The following is a 16,384-nucleotide window of genomic DNA, read 5'->3' as shown; positions in this document are numbered from 1 at the left end:
GCCCTTCATGTTATCTTTAAGGCCCTCTTTTTTATCGCAGTGTGCCGCACCACATCGCTCGGGATAGTGTTACCGCCACTGCCTCATACAGACAGAAAAACCGATGAATAAGCAAAATTATGCACCTGGGATGCGGGTGGTTATTCGTGATGCAGAGTGGCGCATTCGCCGGGCGGATGACAGCGGAGATGGTGGTCACCTGCTGACCTGTGATGGAATTTCGGAGCTGGTACGCGGTAAAGAAGGGCTATTTCTGACAAAGCTGGAGCAAAAAGTCGAGATTCTTGATCCAGCAAAAACAAATCTGGTGGAAGATGAGTCAGCCAATTACCAGGCGGCTCAATTGTACATAGAGAGCCAGCTACGCCAACGCGTCCCGACTGACAGCAAAGTCCATTTTGGACATCAGGCTGCGATGGATTCCATGCCCTTTCAGCTCGATCCCACGCGCATGGCACTGGCGCAGCCGCGCCAGCGGATATTAATTGCTGATGCGGTAGGGCTGGGTAAAACGCTGGAAGCCGGTATCCTGGTTTCAGAGCTGATTCGCCGCGGACGTGGCAAACGCATTCTGGTGCTGGCGGTTAAATCCATGCTCACGCAATTCCAGAAAGAGTTCTGGAGCCGTTTTGCTATTCCGTTGACGCGGCTTGATTCCGCTGGTTTACAAAAGGTGCGTAACCGTATCCCAACCAACCACAACCCGTTTCACTATTTCGATAAGACCATTATCTCCATCGATACTCTGAAACAGGACATCGAATATCGCCACCACCTGGAAAATGCCTGGTGGGATATTATTGTTATCGATGAAGCGCATAACGTCGCTGAACGTGGGACCAGCTCCTTGCGCAGCAAACTGGCAAAATTGCTTGCCGGACGCAGCGATACGCTGATTATGCTCTCGGCCACGCCGCATGACGGTAAGGCTGAAAGTTTTGCCAGCCTGATGAATATGCTCGACCCGACGGCCATTGCTAATCCGAAAGAGTATGAATACGCCGATTTTGCCGATAAAAATCTGGTTGTGCGTCGCTTCAAAAAAGACGTGAAAGATCAGATGGCTGGCGAGTTTCCGGAACGTAATATCGTCAAACTCACGCACCCGGCAACCGGGGCCGAAGAAGAAGCTTATCGTCGGCTGGTTGAGAGCCAGTTCCGTGACGACGATGATGAAGACTCGCAATCAAACAAAGGCCGCCTGTTCAAAATTACGCTCGAAAAAGCGTTGTTCTCAAGTCCAATGGCATGTGCCAGCGTGGTGGCTAACCGCCTGAAGCGGCTTGAGAACCGCAAAGAAATAAACAGTCAGAGCCAGATTAACGAATTAGAGTCACTGCTGCTGGCGCTCAATAATATTGATGCCAGTCAGTTCAGCAAGTATCAGTTGTTGCTGGAGACCATCCGTAACGATCTCCGCTGGAAAGCGAATAACACAGAAGATCGTTTGGTGATCTTTACCGAGAGTATCAAAACGCTCGAGTTCCTTGGGCAGCAACTGCGTTCCGATCTCAAGCTGAAAGACGATCAAATTGCCACGTTGCGAGGCGATCAGGGCGATACAGTTCTGATGGAAACCGTCGAAGCGTTTGGCAAAACCCAGTCTCCGCTACGCCTGCTCATCTGCTCGGATGTGGCGTCTGAAGGTATCAACCTGCATCACCTCAGCCATAAAATGATTCACTTCGATATTCCGTGGTCGCTGATGGTATTCCAGCAGCGTAACGGACGTATTGACCGCTACGGACAAAAACACCAGCCACAGATCCGTTACTTGCTGACTGAAGCCAGTGAACCGCAGATCAACGGTGATATGCGTGTGTTGGAAGTGCTGATCAATAAAGACGAACAGGCGCAGAAGAATATCGGTGACAGCTCCGAATTTACTGGCAAATTTACGCAGGAAGAGGAAGAAGAGCAGGTTGCTGAATTCATGATGCAGGACGATGGTGCCAGCCTGTTCGATGATCTGTTGAATAGCAATGTCACTGAAAATACTGGAAACGACCTGTTTGGCGAAATCTGCAGCGCAGTGTCCAACGATGCCTCAGCCGTGACCGAAAGCGACATTAGCCTGTTTGATAATGAGCAGGCATACTGCGAAAAAGCGCTGGGCTATCTGAAGGCCAGCGGTCAGACCGTGCAATACGATACCTTACCTGATAACACCTTATCGCTGGTCGCACCGGAGGAGTTACGCCGTCGCTTTAACCAGTTACCGCCGGAAATTGCGCCGGAAAACTGGCAGCTTTATCTAAGCCAGGACAAAACCGTTATCACGGAAGCCATTTCGCGTGCGCGTGGTGAGCAACATGCCTGGCCCGATGTGCAGTATCTCTGGCAAATTAACCCGGTCGTGCAGTGGTTAGACGACAAAATTCAGTCCGCCTTTGGTCGCCACCAGGCTCCGGTGATGCGCCTGCCGCACCTGTTTGAGCCTGATGAAGATCACTTCATCCTTTCCGGGCTGTTCCCGAACCGTAAGTCGCACCCGATGGTGAACCCGTGGCTGGTAGTGAGCTTTAACCGCGAAACGTTAAGCGGTAGCCTGCCTTTTGCTGAGTTCCTGAAACGACATCCGCAACTGAGTAGCAAGCTGACTAACGGCGGCGGCAAAGATCGTAACCATCAACGTCAACAGGATCTGCTGGAAGCGGCAATCGCCCATGCGCGGGATGTGTTTGTTCACGATCGAAATGCTTTTGAGGAGCATATCAATCAGCAGCTCAATGAACATCTGCAAAAGCTGGACGTTCTGCGTGGGCGTCAGCTGAGTCAACTGGAGCTGGATTTTGCCGATAATAAACAGCAGCTTTCAGTGAAACAGAGCCGCAAAGAACAACGTCAGCGAGAAATCGAACACAATTTTGACAGTTATATCCAATGGATTGAGGACACCATGACCACCGAAAAAGAACCCTACATCCAGGTTATTGCTGTAATCACCGGAGCGGAGGGCTAATCATGGCGCTGGTCGGTATTAATAACGAAAACGAATTTTACTCCAACCACTATCTGGGCGAAGTCTTTACCAGCGATATCCGCGATGTACTGGAACCCTGGATTAACCAGGAAAATGCCGCTCGTGAAGCTGAACGCGCTGCCCGTGAACAGGGCAAAGAGGTTGAGGCGGGCTACCGCGCGCCGTGGAACCAGCTTAACAGCCTGGCGACAGAGTTTTTCCGCAAACTCACTGATCATGAAAAACAGCGCCAGATCCCGCAGCGTCTTGCCGATCAGCGCACTCGCTGGCAGCCGCTGTTAAAGGCATTGGGTTATGAACTCAATCCGCACATTCAGATGCTGGATGACGATACGCCTTTGCCGGTACTGGCTCGTTACAACAGTACCGACGGCAGCCCGTGGCTGTGGATTGTTGAAGCACATGATCAGGATGAAGGAACGCTGGATCCGCTGGCGCTGTCGCTGCTGACCGCGCAGTTCCCGGCAGATACCGATAAACATAAGCGCGACAGTCTGCGTAAAAAAGCGAACGGCGAATACCGTAGCTGGCAGGATCTGCTCTCCACGGTGGTCTTCACGCAAAATGAACCGCCGCGTTTTGTACTGCTGCTTGGCAATCGCCAGCTGTTATTGCTGGATCGTACTAAGTGGGCGCAAAACCGTCTGCTGCGTTTTGATTTTGAAGAAATTTTAAGCCGTCGTGAAACGGATACGTTGAAAGCGATGTCGGTGTTGTTACACAAAGACTCGCTGTTACCCGGCAGCGGTGCGCCATATCTCGATTCGCTGGATGACAATTCGCACAAACATGCGTTTGGCGTGTCGGAAGATCTGAAATATGCCCTGCGTGAGAGCATTGAGCTGTTGGGTAATGAAGCGATGCGTTATCTCATCGACAACGAGCTGGCTTATTATACCGGGAAACGTGCTATTAACCCGGATGAGTTGAGCCGCGAATGCCTGCGGTATATGTATCGTCTGTTGTTCCTGTTCTATATCGAAGCGCGCCCGGAACTAGGCTATGCGCCGATGACCGCCAAAACCTATCTACAGGGCTACAGCCTGGAAACGCTGCGCGATCTGGAGATGATCCCGCTGACCAGCGAAGAAGATCGCAATGGGCGCTACTTCCACGATAGCCTGAATATGCTGTTCAAACTGGTGCGTGACGGCTACAGCGGCGGCGTGAAAATGCAGAGCGACCTGGAGAGCGGCGACCAGATCACTATTCACAGCCATCAGTTCAGCGTGCCGCGTCTGGAAAGTCATCTTTTTGAAGCGAATAACACCCGTATTCTTAACCGTGTGGTGTTCCGCAACGAAACCCTGCAACAAATTATTCAGGCGATGTCGTTAAGCCGCCCGGGTAAAGGACGTTTTAATCGCCGGGGGCGTATCTCCTATCGCCAATTGGGTATCAACCAGTTAGGTGCAGTGTATGAAGCGCTGCTCTCTTACCGAGGGTTCTTTGCCAGTGATGACCTCTACGAGGTCAAAAAAGCCGGAGAAGAGTTTAACGAGCTGGAGACAGGCTACTTCGTCAGCAAAGACGAGATCGGCAAATACCACGACGACGAGAAGGTTTACGAAAAAGACGGCAGCCTGCGTATTCACCGTAAAGGCAGCTTTATCTATCGGATGGCCGGGCGTGACCGCGAAAAATCCGCCTCTTACTACACCCCGGAAGTGCTGACCCGCTCGTTAGTCAAATATGCCCTGAAAGAGCTGTTTAAAGAGCAAATTGATCCGATTACCGATCCGCACGCCAAAGCCGACGCCATATTAAACCTCACCGTGTGCGAACCGGCGATGGGCAGCGCAGCATTCCTTAACGAAGCCATCAACCAGCTGGCGGAAGCTTACCTGTTCCACAAACAGCAGGCGGAAGGTCGCCGTATTCCTCAGGATCGCTACACCCAGGAGCTGCAAAGGGTGAAGATGTACATTGCCGACAACAACGTATTCGGCGTGGACTTAAACCCGGTGGCGGTGGAGCTGGCGGAAGTGTCGCTGTGGCTGAATGCCATTAGCGGCGATGCATTTGTACCGTGGTTTGGCTACCAGCTGCACTGTGGCAACTCGTTGGTGGGCGCACGCCGTCAGGTGTTCAACAAAAGCGAGCTGACCTACAAAAAAGCGAAAGATCCGAGCTGGCTTAACAGTGAACCGGCCGAGCTGGCGATGAATATTCCACGCGAAGAGAAGCAGATTTTCCACTTCCTGCTGCCGGATAGCGGTATGGCCAACTACAGCGACAAAACCGTCAAACAGCGCTATCCGGATGATTTCAAAGCGCTGGACAGCTGGCGCAAAGAGTTTACCAAAAGCCTTGCACCGCATGAGATTGCCGATGTGCAGCGCATCAGCGGCAAAGTGGAAGCGCTCTGGAACACGTTCCGTCAGCAGCTGAAAGCTGAGCGCCAGAAAACCGCCGACAATTATCCGGTTTGGCCTGCGGAAAATACGAACCAAGCCCGCTCTTCTTTAAGCAGCAAAGATGAAACCTTCAGCGGCCGCCTCGAAGATAACAGTACCTATCTGAAACTGCGCTGGGTGATGGACTACTGGTGTGCGCTGTGGTTCTGGCCGATCGACAAAGCGGATGAACTGCCCGATCGCGGTATGTGGCTGATGGAGATGGAGACTCTGCTCGATGGTATTGTCGTCACGGAAAGAGTCACTGAAGCCGCAGAACAGGCCACCGGCGATCTGTTTGCCGACGAGGGTATGGTGCGTGAAGAGTCTTCGCTGTTTTCCGGTGCTGGTCGCCTGAAAACCGATGTGCTGTTCCGCCATTTGCCGCGTCTGGCGATTGTTGATGCGCTGAAGAAACAGCACCGTTTCTTCCATTGGGATCTGGAATTCTGCGATTTGTTTGCCGAACGCGGCGGCTTTGACCTGATGCTCGGAAATCCCCCGTGGCTGAAGGTCGAATGGCAGGAAGCTGGCGTGCTGGGCGACTACGAGCCGGAGTTTGTGCTGCGTAAGCTGAGCGCCTCGAAGCTGGCGACGTTGCGTGCTGATACCTTTAACGCTATTCCGGCGCTGGAAAATGCATGGCGCAGCGAGTATGAAGGCTGCGAAGGGATGCAGAACTTCCTGAATGCGCAGCAGAATTACCCGGTGCTGCGTGGTGTGCAGACCAATCTGTATAAATGCTTCCTGCCGCAGGCCTGGCGCCTTGGGGCGCAGAAAGGTGTGTCAGGGTTCCTGCACCCGGAAGGGATTTATGATGACCCGAAAGGAGGGCAGTTGCGTGCGGCAGTGTACCCGAGACTGAGGGCGCATTTTCAGTTTCAGAATCAGCATATGCTTTTCCCAATTGGTCACAGGGTTAAATTCAGCATTAATATTTATACGGCTTCACAGAATCAATTTGTCGGTTTTATCAATATGGCTAACCTTTTCTCAGCCAAAACGATCGAGCTTTGCCTTGCACATGATGGTTCCGGTGAAGTTGGTGGCATTAAAGATGATGAAACAGGTTCCTGGAATGAAGCGGGGCATCAAAGCCGTATTTTGACCGTTGGAATGGAACGGCTTGCACTATTTGCCACCCTTTATGATGAAGAGGGAACGCCGGCTCTTGAGGCTCGACTTCCTGCGCTTCATGCTGAGCCGCTTGTTTCTGTACTTGAAAAATTTGCAGATCAGCCCAAACGGTTAGGGGATTTGCAGGGACAATATCTGTCTCTTGAAATGTGGCATGAAACAAATCAACAAAGTGATGGCACCATTGAGCGGCATACCCAATTCCCGGAGGATGTTGCACAATGGATTCTATCTGGACCACATTTCTATGTCGGAACGCCGCTTTATAAAACACCTCGAGAGATTTGCACCGAGAAAGGACATTATGACTGCTTGGACCTGCTAACACTGCCCGACGATTACCTGCCGCGCACTAACTACATTCCGGCATGTGATGCACAGGAATATGTCAAACGTACTCCACGCGTTACATGGACTGAACCTGGTGAAGATGAGCCGAGGAAGGTGACGGATTATTATCGTCATATAAATAGAAGAGCCATTGGTAGTTCTTCGGAGCGAACTGCTATAGGTGCAATTATACCCAAAGATGTAGCCCATATAGATGGGGGATTCTCATTAACTTTCAAAGACACTAAACAACTGGTGATTTTCAATACCAGCTTTAATTCCTTACCTTTTGACTTTGTAATTAAAACAACGGGTAAAAGCGATTGTCGGGCGGAATTAGTGAGAATTTTACCAATGCTTTCAGATGTAGGGGCAAGGCTATTTGCTCGTGGCTTAGTTAATAATGTAATAACAGCGCATTACTCCGAGCTTTGGCAATCTTGCTATACCCCAGATTTCAACACCCAACGCTGGAGCCGCAATCTCCCACAGCTTCCACAAGATTTCTTCGCCAATCTGACTCCAGAGTGGCAGCGTAACTGCGCCTTACGCTCCGACTACAGCCGCCGTCAGGCGCTGGTGGAAATCGACGTACTGGTGGCGCAGGCGCTGGGGTTAATCCTCGAAGAACTGCTTACTATTTACCGTGTCCAGTTCCCGGTAATGCGCCAGTACGAAGCCGATACCTGGTATGATCAAAATGGCCGCATCATCTTTACCCCAAGTAAAGGGCTGGTGGGCGTCGGCCTGCCGCGTACCGCGCGTAAATCCGACCTGAAAAACGGCTTTGTCTATGATGTCGACAGCCCGGACTGGTCCGGTGGCGACTGCACCGATCAAGCTATCGGCTGGGATGATGTTAAACATCTGCAAACCGGTACCGTCAGCGTCACTTTTGATGACTATACTCGCAGCGACGAAGGTGAGCGCCGAACCGTCACCTGGCAGGCTCCGTTTATCAAGCCGGATCGCGAAGACGACTACAAAGTGGCCTGGGCATTCTTTGCACAAGATAAGGAGAGCGCCTGATGCTGCCTTCTGTTGTTAGTCGGCAGGTTGCCGACAGCGTTGCCTCCTTTTTACGGGCAGCCTTCCCGCTTAACAGCCCGCTGTTTAATGGTAAAGAAAGCAATAAAGTCTCAATGCTGGAGCAATTTCTGTCCCAGCCGGAAACGCTGCTGAAAGGGCCGTATCTTTCCGCTCAGCTGCCGTTTCGTAAAAGTGATTTACCGCTGAACTTCTTTCCTAACCTGACGCTGCCGTTCCCGCCGCATGCACATCAGGCGCAGGCGTTCCAGCGCCTGGGTATCGAGATGCCTCAGCCGACGCTGGTGGCGACCGGGACGGGTTCTGGTAAAACGGAATGTTTTATGTTCCCGCTGCTTAACCATTGTGCTGGGGCATCAGAGGCCGGTGTTAAAGCGATCATCATTTACCCGATGAACGCCCTGGCAACCGATCAGGCCAGCCGTTTCGCTAAAACCATCGCCAGCGATCCGCAGCTGCATGGCAAAGTGACTGTCGGCCTGTTTGTCGGCGACAGTGAAATTGAGCCCAGCAAAAAGATGTCTGCGGATAAGGTCATCACCTGCAAACATACTCTGCGTAAGAACCCGCCGGATATCCTGCTGACCAACTATAAGATGCTGGATTACTTGCTGATGCGCCCCGGCGATCAGAAACTCTGGCGCTATAACCAGCCTGGGTCACTGCGTTATCTGGTGGTGGATGAACTGCATACGTTTGATGGTGCGCAGGGGTCGGATCTGGCCTGTCTGGTGCGCCGTCTGAAGTATCACATCGGTGTCGATGACAAGCGTTTTGCCTGCGTGGGGACGTCGGCTACCGTAGGTGATGAACTGGGACAACTACTCGATTACGCGAAAACGATCTTTGATCAGCCATTTGGTGATGATGCGGTTATTCGAGAAGATCGCTACACGGCGGCAGAGTATCTGCAAGGTTATACCATCGAGTACAGTCAGTATCCGGGACAGGATGTCAGCGTAGCGCTGGATCCGCAAACGTACGCCAGCCCGGTAGATTATCTGAACGGACAAATTCCGCTGTGGTTCCCGGATAGTTCACTGCAATTACCTGCCGATCTGGACAGCGATCGCGGACGTGAAAAGCGTATTGAGTTGGGCTCATTGTTACGTCGCCACAGCATCCTGCACGTACTCCTTGAGGATTTGCAGGGGGGAATTTTGTCGGAACAGCAGTGCCTGGAAAATCTCCAGGTGATGCTGGCGGAAAGCGCCGGGCACGCGACCCGCGTGCTGCAAAGCATTCTGGCACTGATTGCCCAGGCGCGCCTGGAGGTTCCAGAAAAACAGGACGATCGGGAAAAGCGCCTGCAGGTGAACAAAGCGCGGCCCATTCTGCCCTTTGTGCAACTTCGTTCTCAGCTGTGGTTGCGCGAGATGCGCCGCCTGGTTGCTAGCGTGTCAAAAACACCTGAGCTTGTTTTTGCTGATGATGTCGCGGTGGAAGATCGCGAACATTACCTTCCCGTTATTCACTGTCGTGACTGCCATGCTACCGGTTGGGCGAGCCTGCGCCATGGTCAGAGTGTTCAACTCGAAACCGACCTGGACGGTATTTATCGTCAGTTCTTCGAAAAAGGCCGTTCGATTGTATTAGCCTTCCCGGACAACAACGATAAACCGGTCAGCGGTGTTCACGAGAAACTGTGCCCTTCCTGTTTAAAGCTCAATAAGCAAACTAACGTGCAGTGTGGGCATTGTGGCCATACTGATCTGCTACAAGTACTCATCCCGGATATGCTCAAAGAGCGTAAGGATGAGCTGGAATTTGCTAACGAATGTCCGTACTGCAACAGCAAACAGGGTATTTCGATTCTTGGGTCACAGGCAGCCAGCCTGTCAGCGGTGATGATCCACCAGCTTTATGGCAGCCAGTTCAACGAACATAAAAAGCTGATTACGTTTTCTGACTCGGTACAGGATGCCGCACACCGCGCCAGTTTCTTTACCGCCCGAACCTGGCCGTTGATGGTACGCGGACAAATCGCCAGCGTGTTGGGTGAAAAAGAAACGTTACCGTTGGATGCCTTTGCGGCACGTGTCTGCCAGCAGGCGCGTGAACGTTCACCGGATGATGCTCATTTTGCCGCGAGCTTCATCGCGCCCAACATGCAGTGGATAAACGATTACCAGACGCTGAAGAACGAAGGCCAGCTGGCAGAGAGTTCCGATTTACCGGAGCTGGTTTCTCTTCGTCTCGACTGGGAGGTATACAGCGAATTTACCCTACGCGCACGAATTGGACGTACGCTGGAGGCCACCGGTTACGCAGCTGCAGGAATTGATATTGCACGTTTCAATTCAGCGATAACGGCGCTTCACCAACAGCTTGTCGAGGAGCTGGGTGATGAAATGGTTGGAGTCAGCGTTGAGCAGGTGGCACACCTGGTGATTGGCGTTCTTTGGCATCAGCGGCAGGCGGGAGCTGTTCTGCATCCGGCGTTCGAAAGTTATCGGCGCGAGGGTAAGACCTTTATGATGACGCAGAAGGAGCGAACTTCGCGCTATATGCCGTCTATTGGTCCGAAAACGCGTAAACCGGCCTATGCCTCGTTTGAAAAAATAAATGGCTTCCATCGACTGATTGGTGCGAAATCCAACCCCAGCTGGTATCAGCATTGGATCAACCGCACGCTCAGCAACGGCAATAATCTGTTTATCAGCAGCCTGGCCGAGACGGTTTTACGACGTCTGTTTGCGACACTGAAAATGACCGGGTTGGTAAAAGACTTTGACACAAAAGGCAAAGAAGCTTGGGGGCTAGTACCTTCGGCGCTGGTGGTGAGTCGTGATGTTGTTCAGCTAAACTGCACTTGCTGTCGTGAGGTTGTTCGGGCTCCGGCCGATCAGGGCTGGCACTGGCGAAACGCGCCATGCCTTTCTCTGCGCTGTGAGGGGCACTATCAGGAAGCTGAAAATACAGTGACCTGGCACTGGGATAATATGGACATCGCTCGTGTTCAGGGGGCAGAGCATACCGGATTACTAAGCCGTGAAGATCGTGAGGCTACGGAAAAATCGTTCTACCGCGGTAATCAGCCATGGAATATCAACCTGCTCTCGGCAACACCGACGCTGGAGATGGGTATCGATGTGGGTGACCTTTCTACGGTATTACTCTGTTCTGTTCCACCCACGCAGGCTAATTACTTACAGCGTATTGGTCGTGCCGGGCGTAAAGACGGCAATGCGCTTAACATTACGGTGGCTGAGGGGAACCCGCACGATCAGTTCTTCTTTGAAGAACCTCTGGAAATGATGCAAGGGCAGGTACAGGCTCCAGGTGTGTTCCTGAACGCAACGGCTATTTTGGAGCGTCAGCTGGCTGCATTCTGCATGGACAACTGGGTGAAAACAGGTGTTCCGGCATCTGCTATCAGCAAAAACGTGAAACAGATGCTGGACGGGCTGGAGTTTGGAAACAAATCTGAGTTCCCTTATAACTTCCTGAGCTACGTCGAACAGCATCATGTGGATATTGCTCAGCAGTTCTCGTCCATCTTCCCTGACCTTATGGAAGACACACGTCTACAGCTCCTGTCATATTTGCAAGGGGCACCAGGGCAGCGTTCTCTGGTTCAACGTATCGAACAAGCATTAAAACTACTGTTGGAGGATCGCAAATCGTTGCGTTCCCGGATTGATAAGCTCAAGCGTAGTATCGATAAGCTGGAGAGCGATCCGCACGATCAAAACTTTGACAGCGATATGCGCGAGTTGACTTCGGAACGTCAGGCGCTGATGACGCTGGTGAACCAGATCAATAACAAGCAAACGCTTAATTTCCTCACCGATGAAGGATTACTTCCCAACTATGCCTTCCCGGAGGCCGGTATTACGCTGCGTTCTGTGCTGTGGCGGCGCAAGGACAGTGGGGAAACGCGTGAGTATCAGAACGCGACCTACGAATACGAACGTCCGGCTTCAACGGCGCTGGCTGAGCTTGCCCCGTTGAATAACTTCTATGCGGGTGGGCATAAAGTTGAAATCGAACAGATTGATCTGAAAGTGTCTGAGCCTGAAAACTGGCGTATTTGCAGCCACTGTAACTACAGCGAGAATATCGATCAGACCGGCGATCAGCATAAATACTGTCCAAAATGCGGCACACCAGGTTGGGCTGATGCCGGGCAAAAAACGACATTACTGAAGCTTCGTCAGGTTTATGCCCGCTCAAGCGCGCGTGACAGCCAGATCAGTGATGAGAGCGATAGTCGCGAACCGGCATTCTTCCAGCGACAGCTACTGGTCAGCTTCGAAAAAGAGGATGTATCGGCCGCTTATGCTATTGATGAAGGAGAAATCCCGTTTGGCTTTGAGTTTTTGAGCAAAGTGACTCTGCGAGATATCAACTTTGGCAAAATGGCGGATGATGCCAATGAGCTGATGATCGCAGGAGAGGCAAAGAAACGCACCGGGTTTAAAGTTTGCCTCGGCTGCGGCATGGTGCAGCGCCCTCGAGATCATGAACCACGTCATGACCTGAGCTGTAAATATCGCGCTGAACCCGAAAAAGCGAAGTTTGAAGATTATCTCTACCTTTATCGCCAACTGGAATCTGAGGCATTGCGTATCCTGCTGCCAGTGACCAGCTACAGCAACGATCGCGTGGTGGAAGCCTCCCTGGGGGCAGCCATTCAGCTTGGGCTTAAACATTACTTCAAAGGTAACGTGGATCATCTGAAAGGCGTGGTGTATCGCGAGCCGGAAAATGAGGGCGAATCCTGGCGTCAGTATCTGGTGATTTACGACACCGTACCAGGGGGAACCGGCTCACTCAAAGAATTGATGCGTACACCTGACAACCTTCTGAAATTACTTGAGCTGGCCTACAAGGCGCTAGTGGAATGCAGCTGCAACCATGATACGCATAAAGACGGCTGCTATCGCTGTGTTTACGCTTACCGTGACCGCGGGCGTATGAAGTATGTATCAAGAGATCAGGCGCGTCTCTTACTGGCGAAAATCCTGAAGGCCAGTGCTGCTATACGCGTTATTGATTCCATCAAAAACATTTCGCTTGATGCCATGATGGGGAGTGAACTGGAAAAACGGTTCATTCACTGCCTGCAGGATAACAAAAATCTTCTCGTGAGCCGGAGTTATGCCCATCAGAATGCAGGCTGGATTATTAATACCCGTACAGAACCGGCGATGAGCTGGCATCTCAAAGCACAGGTTGATTTAGGGGTTAAAGAAGGAGTAGGCATCCTTAGTCGACCAGATTATGTGCTCTATCCTCTGATGCAGTCAGAAAAGATAAAACCGGTAGCAATTTTCCTGGATGGTTTTGCTTTTCATAAAGATAGCGTGTCGGATGATGTCCAAAAACGGCAGGCGATTAAAGACAGCGGTAATTTTTGGGTATGGACAGTGACCTGGGCAGACCTTCAAGAACAAGGTATTAAACATGTACAGAATGTTATGGGGCTTGGTCATAACCCGGATATGAAACAGCCTAAGTTTTATAACCTGTTCCATGATACAAACTTTGCTACGCTTGAAGGTTCATTCCGGGAGAGAAACAGTTTTGCACTGCTACTCGATTATCTCTCTGATCCCGGTAATAAAACTATGCTATGGCAGAAAATGGCCGCTGCCTTTGCCTGGGTGTGGCTGGATCCTAAAAAGTCGCAGGATACTGGAGCCAAACAAAAGTACGCCTATGAAATGCAGGAGAACGCTCCCGCTTATCGGTTGAATGCACTTTTGCCTGATGAACCTTTTGTATTTGGTGGTTTACTGGATAGCTGTAGTTCATCACAACAGTTCATTGAGCTGGCAGCTGTTGTACCGCAACAAGCCATTAAATCAACGACAAGCATTGAACAAATGCGAAATTGGTTGAGGCTGCATATTTGCTTTGACGATCGTTATTCCCAGGATGATGGCTATGAAGCCGGATTTAACGGTTTCTGGTGGATGGTGAATTTACTGCAGTTCCTGCCAGATATGACATTTACCAGCCGTAAAGCGGTTCATTTACCGCAGGAGGCTGAAACGGTAAAAATGCAGACTTCGGTTGTAGTGGATATTCAGCCTGACGAGAGCTGGGCAGAAATACTTGAGTTTGGCTTATTGGGCGCAGAAGAAATCGCTTTGCTTCAGTCGTTATCACTACCGGCACCGACGGTTGGATATGAATTGCAGGATGACGATGGCGAAATTATTGCAGAAGCCGATCTCGCCTGGCCATTACAAAAGCAAGCCTTGATTATTGATAATCAGGAGTTTACTGCTTTATTCGCAAGTAAGGGTTGGCACGTTGCATTCGGGCCAATTGACGAAAATACATTGCAGCATCTGTCCGGAGGTGACAAATGACGATTCCAACGCCAAAGGTGGCACTTTCTGATGGTTTTCTGGGGGCTTTTGCGCGGATTCCTAAAGCGCAGCAAAAAAAGGTCCAGGAATTCATCTCTAAGTTCCGCCAGGATCCGACGAGTAATGGGCTGAACTACGAAAAGATCCACGATGCACGCAGCAATAATGTGCATTCCGTGCGTATAGACCAAACCTACCGGGGGATCGTCCTGAAACCTGAGCAGGGTGCTCTGTATATGCTGATGTGGGTGGATAAGCACGACGAAGCCTACGACTGGGCGCGGCGACACGAATGTGCGATTCACCCGGTAACCGGTGCGATTCAGGTGATTGATACCAGCTATATCAAACCTACCCCCGAGCCGACTGTTGTTGATAAACCCAAACTCTTTGCTGCGTATACGGCAGAGCAGATCCTCGCGCTGGGTGTTCCTCCTGTGTTTATTGAGCAGGTGATGGCTCTTGTGGATACCACAGGGCTGAATCAGCTGGAAAGCGTGATGCCTGCAGAAGCCTGGGAGCCCCTACACTGGCTGGCAGAAGGTCTGGATTACCAGGAAGTGCTGGAGGAGTTTAACGATCACCGTGATGAGCCTGTTGATACCAACGACTTTATTGAGGCAATTGAGAGAAGTAAACGTCGTTTCCATGTCGTTGAAAATGAACAGGAGCTACTGCAAATGCTCAATGCGCCACTGGAAAAATGGCGTGTATTCCTGCACCCGAGCCAGCGAAAACTGGTGGAGTCTCCGGCAAATGGTCCGGTGCGAGTGTTAGGTGGTGCAGGCACGGGTAAAACAGTTGTTGCGATGCATCGTGCACGTTGGTTATCCCAACGCCTGGCCGATAAACCCGGTAAAAAAGTTCTGTTCACAACCTTCACCCGTAACCTGGCAGCGGATATTCGCGCCAACCTCCAGCGTTTGTGTAGCCGTGAGGAGATGGCGCGTATTGAAGTTGTTAACATTGATGCCTGGATGAGCGAGCAGCTTAAACGCCATGGATATGATTTCCGCGTGGTCTATGACAGCGATGAAGGGCGACGTAAATGCTGGAACTATGCCTTGCAGCAAGTTCCTGCTGAATTGGGATTACCGGATAACTTTTATTCTGAAGAGTGGCAACGTGTTGTTCAGCCGAATGCGGTTTACAGCCGTGAAGAATATCTGAAGGTGAGTCGTATTGGTCGTGGCACGGCGTTATCCCGTATTCAGCGTGCGAAAATCTGGCCTGTGTTCGAAGAGTACCGGGCACAAATGGCGCGAGCCAAACTGCGAGAGATGGGTGATGCCATGCATGAGGCTATCATTCTGTTTAAAGAAAAGCAGGTGCAATTGCCTTATAGCAGTATCGTAGTCGATGAAGCTCAGGATATAGGCGCACCGGCCTTTACCCTTATTCGTAGCCTGGTTCCAGAGTCTCCTAACGATCTCTTTATCGTGGGTGATGGACATCAGCGTATTTACCGCAATAAAGTCGTGCTCGGTCAGTGTGGGATTAATGTTCGTGGGCGTCGTAGTAAAAAACTGAAAATTAACTACCGGACTACAGAAGAGACGCGACAGTTTGCCGTCGGGTTATTAACCGGCGTTAAGGTTGACAACCTGGATGGTGAAACTGATTCCTGCAACGATTATTTATCATTGCTTCATGGTGAAAAACCCATGATTACTAATGCTTCAGATTTTAAGGAAGAGGCTGAGACGATTATCAAGCAAATTCAGGCGCTGTTAGCCAATGATGTCCGTTCCCAGGATATCTGCATTACTTCCCGCACGAGGCATACGAATGAGCGCTATGTGTCAGCTCTGAATGAAGCGGGAATTGAAACTTTTAATTTAGGGAATGATAGTGGCGACAGTGATCAACGGGCCGGTGTTCGCATTGCAACAATGCACCGCATTAAAGGGCTAGAGTTCCAGTATATGTTCCTTGCGGGTATCAACGATGGCGTTGTACCGGAAGTAAAAGCCATAGCATCTGACGATCCTGTTGAACAACGTGATGCATTATTTAATGAACGTGCGCTGCTCCATGTGGCTGCAACCCGCGCGGTAAAAGGACTGTTTGTTTCATCTTACGGTAAACCTAGTTTCTTACTGGAGCCTGAAAGCGAGTAATCCAGCCAGATAACCAGAAGCTACAGCTTCTGGTTATCTGCATTTTAG

General features: G+C 51.0%; 4 protein-coding genes. All 4 read left to right on the top strand.

What is annotated here, in order from left to right:
- Positions 1-103 precede the first annotated feature (103 nt).
- From B4M48_RS02330 to B4M48_RS02315, 4 genes are read left to right on the top strand one after another with little or no spacing between them, the layout of a single operon-like run.
- Positions 104-2,962, top strand: coding sequence for a DEAD/DEAH box helicase (locus B4M48_RS02330; protein WP_130973566.1), 2,859 nt, complete (start codon positions 104-106; stop codon positions 2,960-2,962).
- Between the two features lie 2 nt (positions 2,963-2,964).
- Positions 2,965-7,875, top strand: coding sequence for a class I SAM-dependent DNA methyltransferase (locus B4M48_RS02325; protein WP_288655849.1), 4,911 nt, complete (start codon positions 2,965-2,967; stop codon positions 7,873-7,875).
- On the top strand, positions 7,875-14,216 hold the full coding sequence (locus B4M48_RS02320; RefSeq protein ID WP_288655847.1) for a DEAD/DEAH box helicase: 6,342 nt from the start codon (positions 7,875-7,877) through the stop codon (positions 14,214-14,216). Before B4M48_RS02325 ends, B4M48_RS02320 begins: the two co-directional genes overlap by 1 nt.
- Positions 14,213-16,336, top strand: a complete 2,124-nt coding sequence (locus tag B4M48_RS02315) for an ATP-dependent helicase (protein ID WP_288655845.1) — start codon at positions 14,213-14,215, stop codon at positions 16,334-16,336. Before B4M48_RS02320 ends, B4M48_RS02315 begins: the two co-directional genes overlap by 4 nt.
- Positions 16,337-16,384: the final 48 nt, after the last annotated feature.

Source organism: Pantoea sp. UBA6567 (genome assembly GCF_002434165.1).
In the GTDB taxonomy this organism is placed as follows: Bacteria; Pseudomonadota; Gammaproteobacteria; order Enterobacterales; family Enterobacteriaceae; genus Pantoea; species Pantoea eucrina.
This window is presented reverse-complemented; position numbering and strand designations above follow the sequence as displayed.